The organism is Pseudomonas sp. NFX224, from assembly GCF_048565165.1.
Taxonomy (GTDB): domain Bacteria; phylum Pseudomonadota; class Gammaproteobacteria; order Pseudomonadales; family Pseudomonadaceae; genus Aquipseudomonas.
This window is the reverse complement of the sequence record NZ_CP183416.1, coordinates 155,292-169,238: the sequence shown is the minus strand read 5'-3', so window position 1 is coordinate 169,238 and position 13,947 is coordinate 155,292. Positions and strand designations below refer to the sequence as shown.

General features: G+C 60.0%; 9 protein-coding genes. 6 read left to right on the top strand and 3 right to left on the bottom strand.

Going from position 1 to position 13,947, the window contains the following annotated elements; translation table 11 throughout:
* Positions 1-193: 193 nt before the first annotated feature.
* From ACNYC6_RS00750 to ACNYC6_RS00740, 3 genes are all read left to right on the top strand, one after another.
* Positions 194-1,861 carry a VRR-NUC domain-containing protein gene (locus tag ACNYC6_RS00750; RefSeq protein ID WP_419710627.1) on the top strand — a complete coding sequence of 556 codons (1,668 nt, stop codon included), beginning with the start codon at positions 194-196 and terminating at the stop codon, positions 1,859-1,861.
* Positions 1,858-4,137: an ATP-dependent DNA helicase gene (locus ACNYC6_RS00745; RefSeq protein ID WP_419710626.1), complete on the top strand. Its 2,280-nt coding sequence runs from the start codon at positions 1,858-1,860 to the stop codon at positions 4,135-4,137. Before ACNYC6_RS00750 ends, ACNYC6_RS00745 begins: the two co-directional genes overlap by 4 nt.
* Positions 4,138-4,272: 135 nt before the next feature.
* Positions 4,273-6,195 carry a PAS domain S-box protein gene (locus ACNYC6_RS00740; RefSeq protein WP_419710625.1) on the top strand — a complete coding sequence of 641 codons (1,923 nt, stop codon included), beginning with the start codon at positions 4,273-4,275 and terminating at the stop codon, positions 6,193-6,195.
* Here ACNYC6_RS00740 and ACNYC6_RS00735 read toward each other — a convergent pair.
* The 3 genes from ACNYC6_RS00735 to ACNYC6_RS00725 form a co-directional block, all read right to left on the bottom strand.
* Positions 6,173-7,537 (bottom strand): cation:proton antiporter, encoded by a 1,365-nt coding sequence (locus ACNYC6_RS00735; protein ID WP_419710624.1) that lies wholly within the window; start codon positions 7,535-7,537, stop codon positions 6,173-6,175. The genes ACNYC6_RS00740 and ACNYC6_RS00735 overlap by 23 nt on opposite strands.
* A 37-nt stretch (positions 7,538-7,574) precedes the next feature.
* Entirely contained in the window at positions 7,575-7,697 is a 123-nt protein-coding gene (locus tag ACNYC6_RS00730) for a hypothetical protein (protein ID WP_419713060.1), read from the bottom strand.
* 138 nt (positions 7,698-7,835) lie between these two features.
* Complete coding sequence (locus tag ACNYC6_RS00725) at positions 7,836-8,990, bottom strand: MalY/PatB family protein (protein ID WP_419710623.1); 1,155 nt, start codon at positions 8,988-8,990, stop codon at positions 7,836-7,838.
* Positions 8,991-9,283: 293 nt separating this feature from the next.
* Here ACNYC6_RS00725 and fdnG point away from each other — a divergent pair, with 293 nt between their 5' ends.
* Genes fdnG through ACNYC6_RS00710 form a run of 3 tightly spaced genes read left to right on the top strand, consistent with a single transcriptional unit; the run spans position 9,284 to position 13,947 of the window.
* Positions 9,284-12,349 carry a formate dehydrogenase-N subunit alpha gene (gene fdnG, locus ACNYC6_RS00720; protein ID WP_419710622.1) on the top strand — a complete coding sequence of 1,022 codons (3,066 nt, stop codon included), beginning with the start codon at positions 9,284-9,286 and terminating at the stop codon, positions 12,347-12,349.
* Positions 12,350-13,285 (top strand): formate dehydrogenase subunit beta, encoded by a 936-nt coding sequence (gene fdxH / locus ACNYC6_RS00715; RefSeq protein ID WP_419710621.1) that lies wholly within the window; start codon positions 12,350-12,352, stop codon positions 13,283-13,285.
* Entirely contained in the window at positions 13,282-13,947 is a 666-nt protein-coding gene (locus ACNYC6_RS00710) for a formate dehydrogenase subunit gamma (protein WP_419710620.1), read from the top strand. Before fdxH ends, ACNYC6_RS00710 begins: the two co-directional genes overlap by 4 nt.

Here is a 13,947-nt window from a genome sequence, read left to right as displayed (position 1 = left end):
AACCACCTCTCATCCTTCAAAAAATCGCCACGACTGTCGAGCACGACAGCACCTCTAACGCGGTTGGTGCCACGGATCGGCGGAAAGTTCTACGCGCCGAAAAAATTTCCTGGCAGCGCTTCCGCCCATCCTTTTCCGATTGCGCCGGGCAGGGCTTGCTGGTATCTGTACGCATAACCAGTACTTGCTCGCCATGGCCCATTTTCCTGTGACTGCAAACCCGCTCGACGATCCGTTCTATTACCTGAACAACTTCATGCAAGTGCTTGATTGGCTTGAGCATCGCTATGCCGATGTACTCAGCGCCGAAGAGCAACGGTTCATTGCCGACTTCAATGGCTTGCCGCGCGAGTCCCGGGCGCTGCTGGTCCGGATGGTCATGCGCAAGGGGATTCATTTCAGGGCGAGCAAACTGCATTACGCCGAAATCGGTGACATCGCCAAAGCTGCCGACCCCCTCGTGGCCCTGGGTTGGGTCGATGAACAACTGCCGTTGTCGGTCGAGACACTGTTCGAGGTATTGCTCAAGGCCGAAATCGTTCAGTGCCTGGGCAGCGCCATCGACCAGCCCAAAGGCAAGAAGGCCGATTGGCTGCCGGCTGTGTGCGAACTGTTTCCCGAAACACGGAGTTTCGCAGACTGGTGCCCTGAGCTGGCGGATCGCCTGTTCAGTCTGACCATCATGGGCCTGTGCGATCGCCTGCGCTTGATGTTTTTCGGCAATCTTTACCAAGACTGGTCCGAATTCGTGTTGGCCGACCTTGGCATCTACACCTACGAAAAAGTCGAGTTCTGCGCCGATTCCAGGGGTTTGCGCAGCCGTGAGGACGTGGATGCCTGCATGTTCCTCTATGAATGTCAGCAGCACTTCGAGGCCGGTGAAGCGGTGGCTGACATTGTCGAGCAGATCAACGGGCTGACGCTGATCAATCCTTGGCTGCAAAGGCGTCGCGACAAATTGTTGTTCTTGATGGCCCAGCACTGCGAGCGCATCGCGGATTTTTCCACGGCGCTGATGCTGTACCGCCAGTGCGCCTACCCCGGCGCCCGTGCGCGAATGATCCGGGTGCTGGAGCGTTGCGGGGAATACGAATTGGCCCTGGATCTGGCCACAGAGGCGGAACAATCACCGCAAAGCGCCGCTGAACAACAGCAATTGCGCCGCGTGTTGCCCCGGTTGCGCCGCAAGCTCGGCGGGCCGGCGATGAAACGTGCGACCCCACGGGAAATGCTGCGCCTGGACCTGCAATTGCCCAGGACCGATCCAGTGATGTCGGTGGAGAATTACGTGCAGGCGCACTTGTCGCAAGCGTCGGCACCGGTGCATTACGTCGAAAACAGTCTGATCAATTCGCTGTTTGGCCTGCTGTGCTGGCCGGCGATTTTCGCGCCGCTGCCGGGGGCGTTTTTCCACCCGTTCCAGCGCGGTCCGGTTGACCTGCTCAATGAAGATTTCCATGTGCGCCGGGCTGACCTGTTCCAGGCTTGTCTCGCGCAACTCGATGATGGGCGCTATCGGCAGACCATTCGCCAGCGTTATGTCGAGAAATGGGGTGTGCAATCACCCTTCGTATTCTGGGGCGTACTCAGCGAGGAACTGCTGGATCAGGCCCTTGACTGCTTGCCGGCCGAGCACCTCAAACACTGGTTCAATCGCTTGCTGCTGGACATCCAGGCCAATCGCGCCGGCATGCCGGACCTGATCCAGTTCTGGCCGGAGCAAAAGACCTACCGCATGATCGAAGTCAAAGGGCCGGGGGATCGCCTTCAGGATAACCAGTTGCGTTGGCTGGAGTTCTGCCATGAGCACCGCATGCCGATTGCCGTGTGTTACGTGCAGTGGGCGGAGCAGGACGCTTGAGCTACAGCATTGCAGTACGGGCACTGTGTGAGTTCACCGCCAAGGCCGGCGACCTTGACCTGCGCTTCACACCGTCACCGACTGCGCTGGAAGGCATTGTCGGCCATCGCACGGTCGCTTCGCGGCGCAGCGAAGGCTACCAGAGTGAAGTGGCCCTCGAAGGCCAATACCAACGCCTGACCGTCAAGGGCAGGGCGGACGGCTACGATCCCGCGCAAAACTGCCTGGAAGAGGTCAAGACCTACCGGGGCGACTTGAGCAAGCAACCGGCCAACCACCGACAATTGCACTGGGCCCAGGCGAAAATCTATGGCTGGTTGATGTGCCGCAATCTGGATCTTGAGCAAATCAACCTGGCGCTGGTGTATTTCGACATCGTCAGCGAAAAGGAAACCTGTCTGGTCGAGTCCTTCAGTGCCCCGCAACTGCAACTGTTCTTCGAGCAGCATTGCGCACGGTTCCTGCGCTGGGCCGAGCAGGAAATGGCTCATCGCGAAGGGCGCAACCAGGCGGCGCAACAGTTGGCGTTTCCCCACGCCGGTTTTCGGCCGGGGCAGCGTCATCTGGCCGAATCGGTGTTCAAGGCTGTCAGTACCGGCCGGTGCCTGATGGCGCAGGCGCCGACCGGGATCGGCAAGACCGTTGGCACCCTGTTTCCGATGCTCAAGGCCCTGGCGCCACAGCAACTGGACAAGGTGTTCTTCCTCACGGCGAAAACCCCGGGGCGAAAACTGGCACTGGATGCGGCGCAGGTAATCCTCGATCGCGCCGATGCACCGCCCTTGCGGGTTCTGGAAATGATCGCCCGGGATAAGGCTTGCGAGCATCCGGACAAAGCCTGCCACGGTGAATCCTGCCCGTTGGCCCAGGGTTTCTATGATCGCTTGCCGGCAGCGCGCCAGGCCGCCAGTGAAGTAAGCCTGCTGAACCAGAATGCGTTGAGACAAATCGCGCTCGACCACGAGGTTTGCCCGTATTACCTGAGCCAGGAGATGGCCCGGTGGGCCGACGTGGTGGTTGCCGATTACAACTATTACTTCGACTTCAGCGCGTTGCTGTTCGGGCTGGCGCAAGCCAATAACTGGAAGGTCGCGGTGCTGGTGGATGAAGCCCACAACCTGGTGGAACGCGGTCGTCAGATGTACAGCGCCAGCCTCGATCAAGCGACCCTCAATGCTGTACGAAAAACCGCTCCCGAAGCGTTGAAAAAGCCCCTGCAACGGGTCAATCGTGAATGGAATACTTTGCACAATCAGCAACCGGGCGCCTATCAGGCTTATGACAAGGCCCCGGAAAAACTGCTCCAGGCGCTGTCATCGTGCAGCGCCAGTATCGGTGACTACCTGAACGATCACCCGCAAGGGCTGGACAGCGCACTGCAGGGCTTTTACTTCGACATGTTGCAGTTCAGTCGAGTGGCCGAACTGTTCGACGAGCACTTTCTGTTCGATATCAGCAAGCGCGACCTGGAGCGCAAACGAAATCTCTCGCAACTGTGCCTGCGCAACGTAGTGCCCGCCGGCTTCATCGGGCCGCGCCTGACGGCAGCGCGTAGCACGGTACTGTTTTCGGCAACGCTCAGCCCGCGTCACTATTACGCCGATCTGTTGGGGACGCCGGAAAACACCGTGTGCATCGATGTCGAGTCGCCGTTTGCCGCTGATCAGTTGCAGGTGCACATCGTCGACCGTATCTCGACCCGTTTCGTGCATCGTCAGGCCTCCGTAGCACCGATTGTCGAGCTGATCGCCAACCAGTTCCGCCAGCGGCCAGGTAACTATCTGGCGTTTTTCAGCAGTTTCGATTACTTGCAGCAAGTGGCTCAGTCACTGGCCGAATGTCATCCGCAAATCAATCTGTGGTCGCAATCCCGGGGCATGGGAGAATCGCAACGCCAGCAGTTTCTCGATCAATTCACCGAAAGCGGCGAGGGCGTCGGCTTCGCGGTACTGGGCGGGGCGTTCGGTGAAGGCATCGACCTGCCCGGTGCACGGTTGATCGGTGCATTCATCGCTACCTTGGGGCTGGCGCAACTCAACCCGGTCAACGAACAGCTGAAACAGCGAATGGCCGCGATTTTCGGTGCCGGCTACGACTACACCTACCTGTTTCCCGGCGTACAGAAAGTGGTGCAGGCCGCAGGACGGGTGATTCGTACGCAGCAAGACCAAGGGGTGGTGATGTTGATTGATGACCGCTTTGGCGACAGTAAAGTCAGGCAATTGTTGCCGCACTGGTGGTCGATCGAGCCGACGTTTTCCTCCTCAGCGCCGTAGGATTTGTACGCCGGCATCGTCAAACACGTATATCGTTAACAGGCTCGATTTGATCAGCAAACTGCCGATGTAGCGGCTTTCCAAATCGGCAGTTTGTCGCATACTCCAGAAAATCAAATATGACGCGAGAACCCAATGAGCGTGGATCAAACCAGAGCGGACGTGAATGATGAAACGCGCTTTCGTCTGCTTATCGATGCGGTGGTCGACTACGCCATCTACATGATTGATCCCAATGGCATCATCAGCAGCTGGAACGCTGGCGCCAGGCGCTTCAAGGGTTATGAAGAGGCCGAAATTCTCGGTCATCATTTCTCGCAGTTCTACACCGAAGAGGATCGCCGTGCCGGTTTGCCCCAAAGGGCCCTGGACACGGCGATTCACGAAGGACGTTTCGAAGGCGAGGGCTGGCGGGTGCGCAAGGACGGCACGCATTTCTGGTGCCACGTGGTGATTGATCCAATACGCGATGCGTCGGGCACTTTGCTCGGTTTTGCCAAGATTACCCGTGACCTGACCGATCGCAAGATGGCCGAAGAAACCCTCAAGCAAAGCGAACAGCAATTTCGCCTGTTGGTGCAAAGCGTCACGGATTACGCGATCTACATGCTCGCTCCGGATGGACGCGTGACCAACTGGAATCCCGGGGCGCAGCGCATCAAGGGCTACCGGCCGGAAGAAGTCATCGGCCAACATTTTTCCATGTTCTACACCGCGGAAGATCGTGCCGCCGGCGAGCCGCAGCGCACGCTGGAGATTGCGGTGCGCGACGGGCGTTTCGAGAACAAGGGCTGGCGTCAGCGCAAGGACGGCACGCGGTTTTTCGCGCATGTCGTGGTGGACCCGATCTGGGGCGAGACCGGCACATTGCTTGGCTTCGCCAAGATCACCCGGGATATCACCGAGGCAACCCAGGCGCAGCTGGCCCTTGAGCAAACCCGCGAGGCACTGTTCCAAGCGCAGAAAATGCAGGCCATCGGCCAACTCAGCGGCGGGATTGCCCACGACTTCAACAATCTGCTGACCGTGATCCTCGGCAATCTGGAAATTGTCCGCAAGCGCATGCCGGACGATCCGAGAATCGCCCGTTTGCTGGACAACGCCACCCAGGGCGCCTTGCGCGGTGTGTCCCTGACCCAGCGCATGCTGGCGTTTGCCCGGCGTCAGGAGCTCAAGGCCGAGACCGTCGAGATTCCGGCTCTGGTGCAGGGCATCACCGGACTGTTGCGCAGCTCCCTTGGACCGTCGGTGAAAATCGAAACCTGCTTCCTACCTGAGCCCGATCCAGTGCTGGCCGACGTCAATCAGCTGGAGCTGGCGGTGCTCAACCTGGCCACCAACGCCCGCGATGCGATGCCCAACGGTGGAAAAATTATTATCGACACTCGCACCGAGGTCATTCTCGAACAGCCGCAATCATCCCTGGCGCCGGGACGTTATGTCTGCCTGAGCGTGACCGATACCGGGGAGGGCATGGACGCCATAACGCTGGCATCGGCGATGGACCCTTTTTTCACCACCAAAGGCGTCGGCAAGGGCACGGGACTGGGGCTGTCGATGGTGCATGGCTTTATCGAACAAATGGGTGGGCGCTTCATACTCAAGAGCGAGAAAGACCAAGGCACCACCGCCGAACTCTGGTTGCCCGTGGCCGGGGCAGGTTCGGTAGCCGAATCTGTCGCCACAGAACCGGACGCACCACAGGTTCCGCGATTGAATGTGCTGGTGGTCGATGACGACAGCCTGGTGTTGACCAGCACCTGCCTGCTGCTGGAAGATCTCGGGCATCATGTCAGCATCGCCGAGTCCGGCGCGCAGGCGTTACGGTTGATCGACAGCGAGCAGCACTTCGATCTGGTCATCACCGACATGGCCATGCCGCAAATGAATGGCGCGCAACTGGCGCAGGCCATTCGAATCTTGAAGCCAACAATCCCGATCGTCCTGGCCACCGGTTACGCCGAAAGTCTGGAAGGCTTCGCGGCCAGACTCCCGCGCCTGCCCAAACCCTTTACTCAAAGCAATCTGGTGGAAATCATCGCCTTGGCAATGAAGTGAGTTGGCGAGTCTGCCGTTCATAACGCGCCAGCATCGGTTGAGTGCTGATGCCGTGCAGCAGAATGCTCAGCGCCACCACCGACAGCGTGATGTCGGTGCACACGCTCGCCACCGCTGGCGGCAGGTCATGGTTCAAGGCATAGAACAGGTAATAGAAACTCCCGATGCCGCGAATCCCGAACCAGCCGATCAGCAGTCGTTGCGGGCCGGTCAGCAAACCGCCCCATGGCAACAGGGCAACACTCAAGGGGCGAATCACGCAGAACAGCACCAGGGAAATGGCCAACGCGCGCCAGTCCCAATGGCCAACCAGCACCACCCCGAGCAGGGTGACCAGAAACACCTCCATGGCCCGCTCAACCAAACTGCCGAAGGACAGCATGTCGCCGATCATGATCCCGGCCGCGACCTGGCTGTCCTCCAGGTTCGCCACATCGCCGTGCACGGCGGCATCCGGCTCGACGTTCTGGTGACCGACCACCGGTTGCACCAGATGCTCAGCCGGCGTTTGCGAATCTCCTGTCGTTTTGACCTCAGCCCGGCGCAAGCCCAGGCCAGCGGCAAATACCGACAGAAAGCCATAGCCGTGAACCGACTCGGCCGCGACATACGCCAGCGCAATCAGGGCGAACGTCAGGTAATCGTTGGGGGAAAGGGTACTGTCGGCATTGCGGATGCGCATCGACAGGGTCAGGCGGCCGATGCCGCGGCCCATGCAGTAGCCGATCAACAAACCGGCGGGCACGGCCCACAACAGACGCTTGAGCGCCCAGTCATCGAGCCAGACGAGGGAGGCACCGGAACTCTGTTGCAGAAACAACAAACCGAGGATGACAAACGGAAAGGCAATACCGTCGTTGAGCCCGGCCTCGCCGGACAGTCCGAAACGGACCGGGTCGTCATCCTTGGCATCGTTGACTTGCACCAGCGACGCCAGCACCGGATCGGTGGGCGCCAGAATCGCCCCGATTAGCAACGATGGTCCCCATGCCAGCCCGAAGACGAAATGCAGCAGCAGGCTGACACCGATGATGGTCAAGAGCATCACCGGGGCAGCGAGCCCCAATGCGACTCGCCACTTGCGGTCCTTGAGTGGCAACCGTAGCTTGAGTCCACAAACGAACAACGAAAACAGCACCGCGACTTCCGTCAGGTGCTCCATCCAGAACGTCGCATCGTTGATGTCCAGCCTGAGCCAGCCCAGGCCGGCCGGGCCGATGGCCACCCCCAGCACCAGGCACACGGCGGAAGTGGTCACCGGCATCCAGCGCAGGTACGACGAAGTCAGCGCCAGTGTCAGCAGTACGGCGCCCAGCACCGCGACCCAGGCAATGAAGCTCATGGCTCGGGGACATCAACCGACGGTGGCGCGTAGATGCTCAGGCGTCATCACGTTGAACCAGGCCAGGATCATTTCCACCGGGATGGGCTTCCTCTTCCTTACGGATATCCGTCCAGGCGAAGTTCGGTTGAGTGAACAGTTTGACGACAGGTACGGACATGGCGACCTCCAGATATCGAAGGGCCCGCCATTGCCGGGCCCATAAGCTGTGGAGCGCCGCAGTTACCCCGGGGTTCCATTTTTACGTCAGAGAATCGGTTCGCTCCATCAAGAGATCTGTATTGTTGCTCAGAGGGTGTCAGCGCTTGAGGTCCCGCAAACTACGCTCCATCCGCGCAATCCCTTCTTCCAGCAACGAACGTGGGCAGCCGAAGTTCAGGCGCACGAACTGTTTGCAGTCATCGCCAAAATCCAGACCCGGGCTCAGACCGACCTTGGCCTGTTCGAGGAAGAATTGCTGCGGGTTATCCAGTCCCAGCGCCGAGCAGTCGAGCCAGGCCAGGTAAGTGCTTTGTGGCTCATTCATGGTGATGCCCGGCAGGCGGGTGCGCACGGCCTCGACCAGATAATCACGGTTGCTCTGCAAATAATTCTTCAACTCGGCAAGCCATGGACCGGCTTCGCTGTAGGCGACGCGGGTGGCTTCCAGGCCCAGCGGGTTGACGCTGTCGACCATGCCGCAACGGGCGTGGTTGACCTTCTCGCGCAGGTGGCGATCCTGGATGATCATGAACGAGGTTTTCAGCCCGGCGATGTTGTAGGCCTTGCTGGCCGACATTAGCGTGATGGTGCGCTGGGCGATCTGCGGGCTCAGGGTTGCCATCGGAATGTGCTGGCGACCGTCAAAACACAGCTCGGCATGGATCTCGTCGGAGATGATCCAGGCGTCGTGTTCCAGGCAGATATCGGCGATGGCTTGCAGTTCTGCCTGAGGGAACGCCTTGCCCAGCGGGTTGTGCGGGTTGCTCAGCAAGAGGGCGCCGCCCCCTTGCAGCGACTGGCTCAGGGTATCCAGTGGCGTGGTGTAGGTGCCGTCGGCTTGCGAATCAAAATTCAGCTCGACCTTGTTCAGGCCCCAATGCCCCGGCGCGTGGCGCAGCGGCGGGTAGTTCGGCACCTGCACCACGACATTCTGTTGCGGCTGGACCAGCGCCTTGAGTGCCATATTGAAGCCCGATTCGACTCCCGGCAGGAAAATCAGCTCTTGCGGCTCGACACGCCAGGCGAACTTGTTCCACAGATCGGCAACGATGGCTGCGCGCAAATTGTCCGGGGCCACGCTGTAGCCGACCATCGGGTGTTCCAGACGCTTTTGCAGGGCCTGGATGATCATCGGCGGTGCGGCGAAATCCATGTCGGCGACCCACATCGGCAACACGTCGGCCGGGTAGCGGCTCCATTTGGTACTGCCGGTGTTGTGACGGTCGAACACCTGATCAAAATCGAAAGTCATGCGCAGTCTCATAAAAGGCTGGATTGGAATGCCGACCATGATAATCGCCAATCCCCTGTAGGAGCGAGTCTGCTCGCGAAGCGCAGTGTCAGTCGGTCTCTATGTTGGATGTGCTGACGCCATCGCGAGCAGGCTCGCTCCTACAAGGGGCGGTCCAAGGCCGACGGTCGGTTGTCATGGTGAATTCGACAGCCTTGTCTAGAATTCAAAAGTCGGCAGTCCGTCTGCCGCAACCGTGATTGTCCAGAAGAGTCCGGCAAAGCACCGGATTTCCACCTGATCAGGAGTGCACGATGGACCTCAGCCGTCGTCAGTTCTTCAAGGTCGCTGGTATCGGCCTTGTGGGCTCGAGCCTGGGTGCGTTGGGCATGGCCCCCACGCCAGCCTTCGCCGAGCAGGTGCGCCACTTCAAGCTTGCCCATACCCATGAAACCCGCAACACCTGCCCGTATTGCTCGGTCGGCTGTGGGTTGATCATGTACAGCCAGGGCGATGACGCGAAGAATGTCGCGCAAAACATCATCCACATCGAAGGTGACGCCGACCACCCGGTCAACCGCGGCACCCTTTGTCCCAAAGGCGCAGGCCTGCTGGACTTCATTCACAGCCCCGGCCGCTTGCAATACCCGCAGGTGCGCAAGCCCGGCAGCACGCAATGGACGCGAATCTCCTGGGATGAAGCACTCGATCGCGTCGCCGACCTGATGAAGGCCGACCGCGACGCCCACTTCATCGAGAAGAATGAGCAAGGCCAAACGGTGAATCGCTGGGTGACCACCGGTTTCCTCGCGGCATCGGCGGCGTCCAACGAAGCGGGCTACATCACCCACAAGGTCATTCGCAGTCTCGGCATGCTGGGGTTTGATAACCAGGCGCGTGTCTGACACGGCCCGACGGTGGCAAGTCTTGCCCCGACGTACGGCCGTGGTGCCATGACCAACCACTGGACCGATATCGCCAACGCGAATCTGGTTCTGGTGATGGGCGGCAACGCAGCAGAAGCGCACCCGTGCGGCTTCAAATGGGTGACCGAAGCCAAGGCGCACAACAAGGCGCGGCTGATCGTGGTCGACCCGCGTTTTACCCGGACCGCCTCGGTGGCCGACTATTACGCGCCGATCCGTACCGGCACCGACATCGCCTTCATGGGCGGGCTGATCAATTACCTGCTGACCGAGGACAAGATCCAGCACGAATACGTGCGCAACTACACCGACGTGTCGTTCATCGTCAAAGCCGGGTTTGGCTTCGAGGACGGCATTTTCAGTGGCTACGATGCGGCCAAGCGTCTCTATACCGATAAATCCGGCTGGGGTTATGAACTCGGTGAGGACGGCTTTGCCAAGGTCGACCCGACCCTGCAAGACCCGCGCTGCGTCTATCAATTGATGAAGCAGCATTACAGCCGCTACAACATCGAACTGGCGAGTCAGATTTGCGGGATGCCGGTCGATGCCATGCACAAAATCTGGGAGGAAATCGCCACTTGCTCGCAACCGGGCAAGACCATGACCATTCTGTATGCGCTGGGCTGGACCCAGCACTCGATCGGCGCGCAGATCATCCGCAGCGCGGCGATGGTGCAACTGTTGCTGGGCAACGTTGGCATGCCGGGCGGAGGCGTGAATGCCTTGCGCGGGCACTCCAATATCCAGGGCCTGACGGACCTGGGCCTATTGTCCAACTCATTGCCGGGTTACCTGACACTGCCCGGCGATGCCGAGCAGGATTACAACGCCTACATCACCAAACGCACGCAAAAACCGTTGCGGCCGGGGCAATTGTCCTATTGGCAGAACTACAGCAAGTTCCACGTCAGCCTGATGAAATCCTGGTACGGCGCCAACGCCACGGTCGAGAACAACTGGGCCTACGACTACTTGCCGAAACTCGATATCCCGCAATACGACATCCTCAAGGTGTTCGACTTGATGGGCCAGGGCAAGGTCAACGGCTACATGTGCCAAGGCTTCAACCCGATCGCCGCATTGCCCGACAAGAACCGGGTGATGGCGGCACTGGCCAAGCTGAAATGGCTGGTGGTGATGGATCCGCTGGCCACCGAGACGTCGGAGTTCTGGCAAAAGGTCGGCCCGTACAACGACGTGAACACCGCCGATATCCAGACCGAAGTGATTCGTCTACCCACCACCTGTTTCGCTGAAGAGGACGGTTCGCTGGTCAACAGCAGCCGCTGGCTGCAATGGCACTGGAAAGGCGCCGACGGCCCCGGTGAAGCGCGTACCGACGTGCGGATCATGAGCGAATTGTTCCTGCGTCTGCGCCAGCGTTACCAGGCCAATGGCGGCAAGTTTGCGGACCCACTGCTCAAACTGTCGTGGCCGTACAAGATCCCTGACGAGCCTTCGCCGGAAGAACTGGCCAAGGAAATCAACGGCTCTGCCACCACCGACTTCACCGACGCCACAGGCGCGGTGATCAAAGCCAACGCGCAGCTGGCCGGTTTCGGCCAGCTCAAGGATGACGGCAGCACGGCGTCCGGCTGCTGGATTTTCTGTGGCAGCTGGACCGAACTGGGCAACCAGATGGCCCGCCGAGACAATAACGATCCGTTCGGCATGCACCAGCATCAGGGCTGGGCCTGGGCCTGGCCGGCCAACCGGCGGATTCTCTACAACCGTGCTTCGGCGGACCTGCAAGGCAAACCGTGGGATCCGAAAAAACGCCTGGTGTGGTGGAACGGCAAAGCCTGGGGTGGCACCGATGTGCCGGATTACAAAGCCGATGTGGCGCCGGAAGCGGGGATGAACCCGTTCATCATGAACCCCGAAGGCGTGGCGCGATTCTTTGCCGTCGACAAGATGAACGAAGGCCCGTTCCCCGAACACTACGAGCCATTCGAAACACCCATCGGCATCAACCCGCTGCACCCGAAAAACAAGAACGCCACCAGTAACCCGGCAGCACGGATCTTCGACTCGGTGTGGGACACCCTCGGCGTGGCCAAGGATTACCCGTACGCGGCGACAAGCTACCGGCTGACGGAGCATTTCCACTTCTGGAGCAAGCACTGCAAGCTCAATGCGATTATCCAGCCGGAACAGTTCGTCGAAATCGGCGAGGTGCTGGCCAAGGAAAAAGGCATCGTCGCCGGCGATCGGGTGCGGGTCAGCAGCAAGCGCGGTTTCATCGAAGCGGTCGCGGTGGTGACCAAGCGCATTCGTCCGTTGCAGGTCAACAATCAGGTGGTGCACCAGATCGGCATTCCGCTGCACTGGGGCTTTACCGGCCTCACGCGTCACGGTTACCTGACCAACACCCTGGTGCCGTTCCTCGGCGATGGCAACACACAGACCCCGGAATCCAAGTCATTCCTGGTCAACGTGGAGAAAGTCTAAATGGCCAGCCAAGACATCATTGCCCGCTCGGCCACCACCACGCCCGCGCCGTCGGTGCGCGGTGTGGAGGAAGTCGCCAAGCTGATCGACACCACCAAATGCATCGGCTGCAAGGCTTGCCAGGTCGCGTGCTCGGAATGGAACGAGTTGCGTGACGAGGTGGGTCACAACCTTGGCACCTACGACAATCCGCACGACCTGACCGCCGACACATGGACACTGATGCGCTTCACCGAGCACGAAACCGACGCCGGCAACCTCGAATGGCTGATCCGCAAGGACGGTTGCATGCATTGCGCAGAACCCGGTTGCCTGGCGGCATGCCCCAGCCCTGGGGCGATCATCAAGCACGCCAACGGCATCGTCGACTTCGATCAGGACCATTGCATCGGTTGCGGTTACTGCATCACCGGGTGTCCGTTCAACATTCCGCGTATTTCGCAAAAGGACCACAAGGCCTACAAATGCACCCTGTGTTCGGACCGTGTTGCGGTCGGGCTGGAACCGGCCTGCGTGAAAACCTGTCCCACCGGCGCCATCGTGTTCGGCACCAAGGACGACATGAAGGAACACGCTGCCGAGCGCATCGTCGACCTCAAGAGCCGCGGCTTCGACAATGCCGGCCTGTACGACCCTGAAGGCGTCGGCGGCACCCACGTGATGTACGTGCTGCACCACGCCGACACGCCAAGGATTTATGCGGGGTTGCCCGACCATCCGGCGATCAGTCCGTTGGTGGGCCTGTGGAAAGGCATCAGCAAACCCTTGGCGCTGCTGGCCATGGGCGCGGCGGTGCTGACCGGGTTCTTCCACTATGTGCGCGTCGGGCCGCAAATCGTCGAGGAAGACGAACATCCCGGCGTGCCGGACACTTCGGTGCATGAAGTCGATCCGTCGGTGCACACCTACGATCCACGCGGGGAGAGCAGGCCATGAGCAACAAGACGATCCTGCGCTACACCAGCAACCAGCGCACCAACCACTGGCTGGTGGCGATTCTGTTTTTGATGGCGGGTTTGTCCGGGTTGGCGCTGTTCCACCCGGCAATGTTCTGGCTGACCAACCTGTTCGGCGGCGGGCCGTGGACGCGCATCCTGCACCCGTTCATGGGCGTGTTGATGTTCGTGTTTTTCCTCGGTCTGGTGTTTCGTTTCTGGCGGGCCAACTACTTCATTGCCAATGACCGCCTGTGGCTCAAGCGCATCGACCGCGTGATGAAAAATGAAGAGGAGGGTGTGCCGCCCATCGGCAAATACAACCCTGGGCAGAAGTTGCTGTTCTGGACTTTACTGCTGTGCATGCTGGTGTTGCTGTTCAGTGGATTGGTGATTTGGCGGGCCTATTTCAGCGCGTACTTCGGCATCACCAGCATTCGCTGGGCCATGCTGCTGCATGCGCTGGCGGGTTTCGTGCTGATCCTGAGCATCATCGTGCACATCTACGCCGGCATCTGGATCAAGGGTTCGGTCAGCGCGATGATGCATGGCTGGGTCAGCCGCGCCTGGGCGAAGAAACACCATGAACTCTGGTATCGCCAAGTGACCCAGGATGAGCTTCGCGACGAAACTCCCGAGCGACCGATCACCAAAAAGGGCTGA

Excerpts from the sequence above, each read along its gene's own strand:
- ACNYC6_RS00750 (WP_419710627.1), top strand. The coding sequence starts at position 194 with ATGGCCCATTTTCCTGTGACTGCAAACCCGCTCGACGATCCGTTCTAT.
- ACNYC6_RS00740 (WP_419710625.1), top strand. The coding sequence starts at position 4,273 with ATGAGCGTGGATCAAACCAGAGCGGACGTGAATGATGAAACGCGCTTT.
- ACNYC6_RS00735 (WP_419710624.1), bottom strand. The coding sequence starts at position 7,537 with ATGAGCTTCATTGCCTGGGTCGCGGTGCTGGGCGCCGTACTGCTGACA.
- ACNYC6_RS00730 (WP_419713060.1), bottom strand. The coding sequence starts at position 7,697 with ATGTCCGTACCTGTCGTCAAACTGTTCACTCAACCGAACTTCGCCTGG.
- ACNYC6_RS00725 (WP_419710623.1), bottom strand. The coding sequence starts at position 8,990 with ATGACTTTCGATTTTGATCAGGTGTTCGACCGTCACAACACCGGCAGT.
- fdxH (WP_419710621.1), top strand. The coding sequence starts at position 12,350 with ATGGCCAGCCAAGACATCATTGCCCGCTCGGCCACCACCACGCCCGCG.
- ACNYC6_RS00710 (WP_419710620.1), top strand. The coding sequence starts at position 13,282 with ATGAGCAACAAGACGATCCTGCGCTACACCAGCAACCAGCGCACCAAC.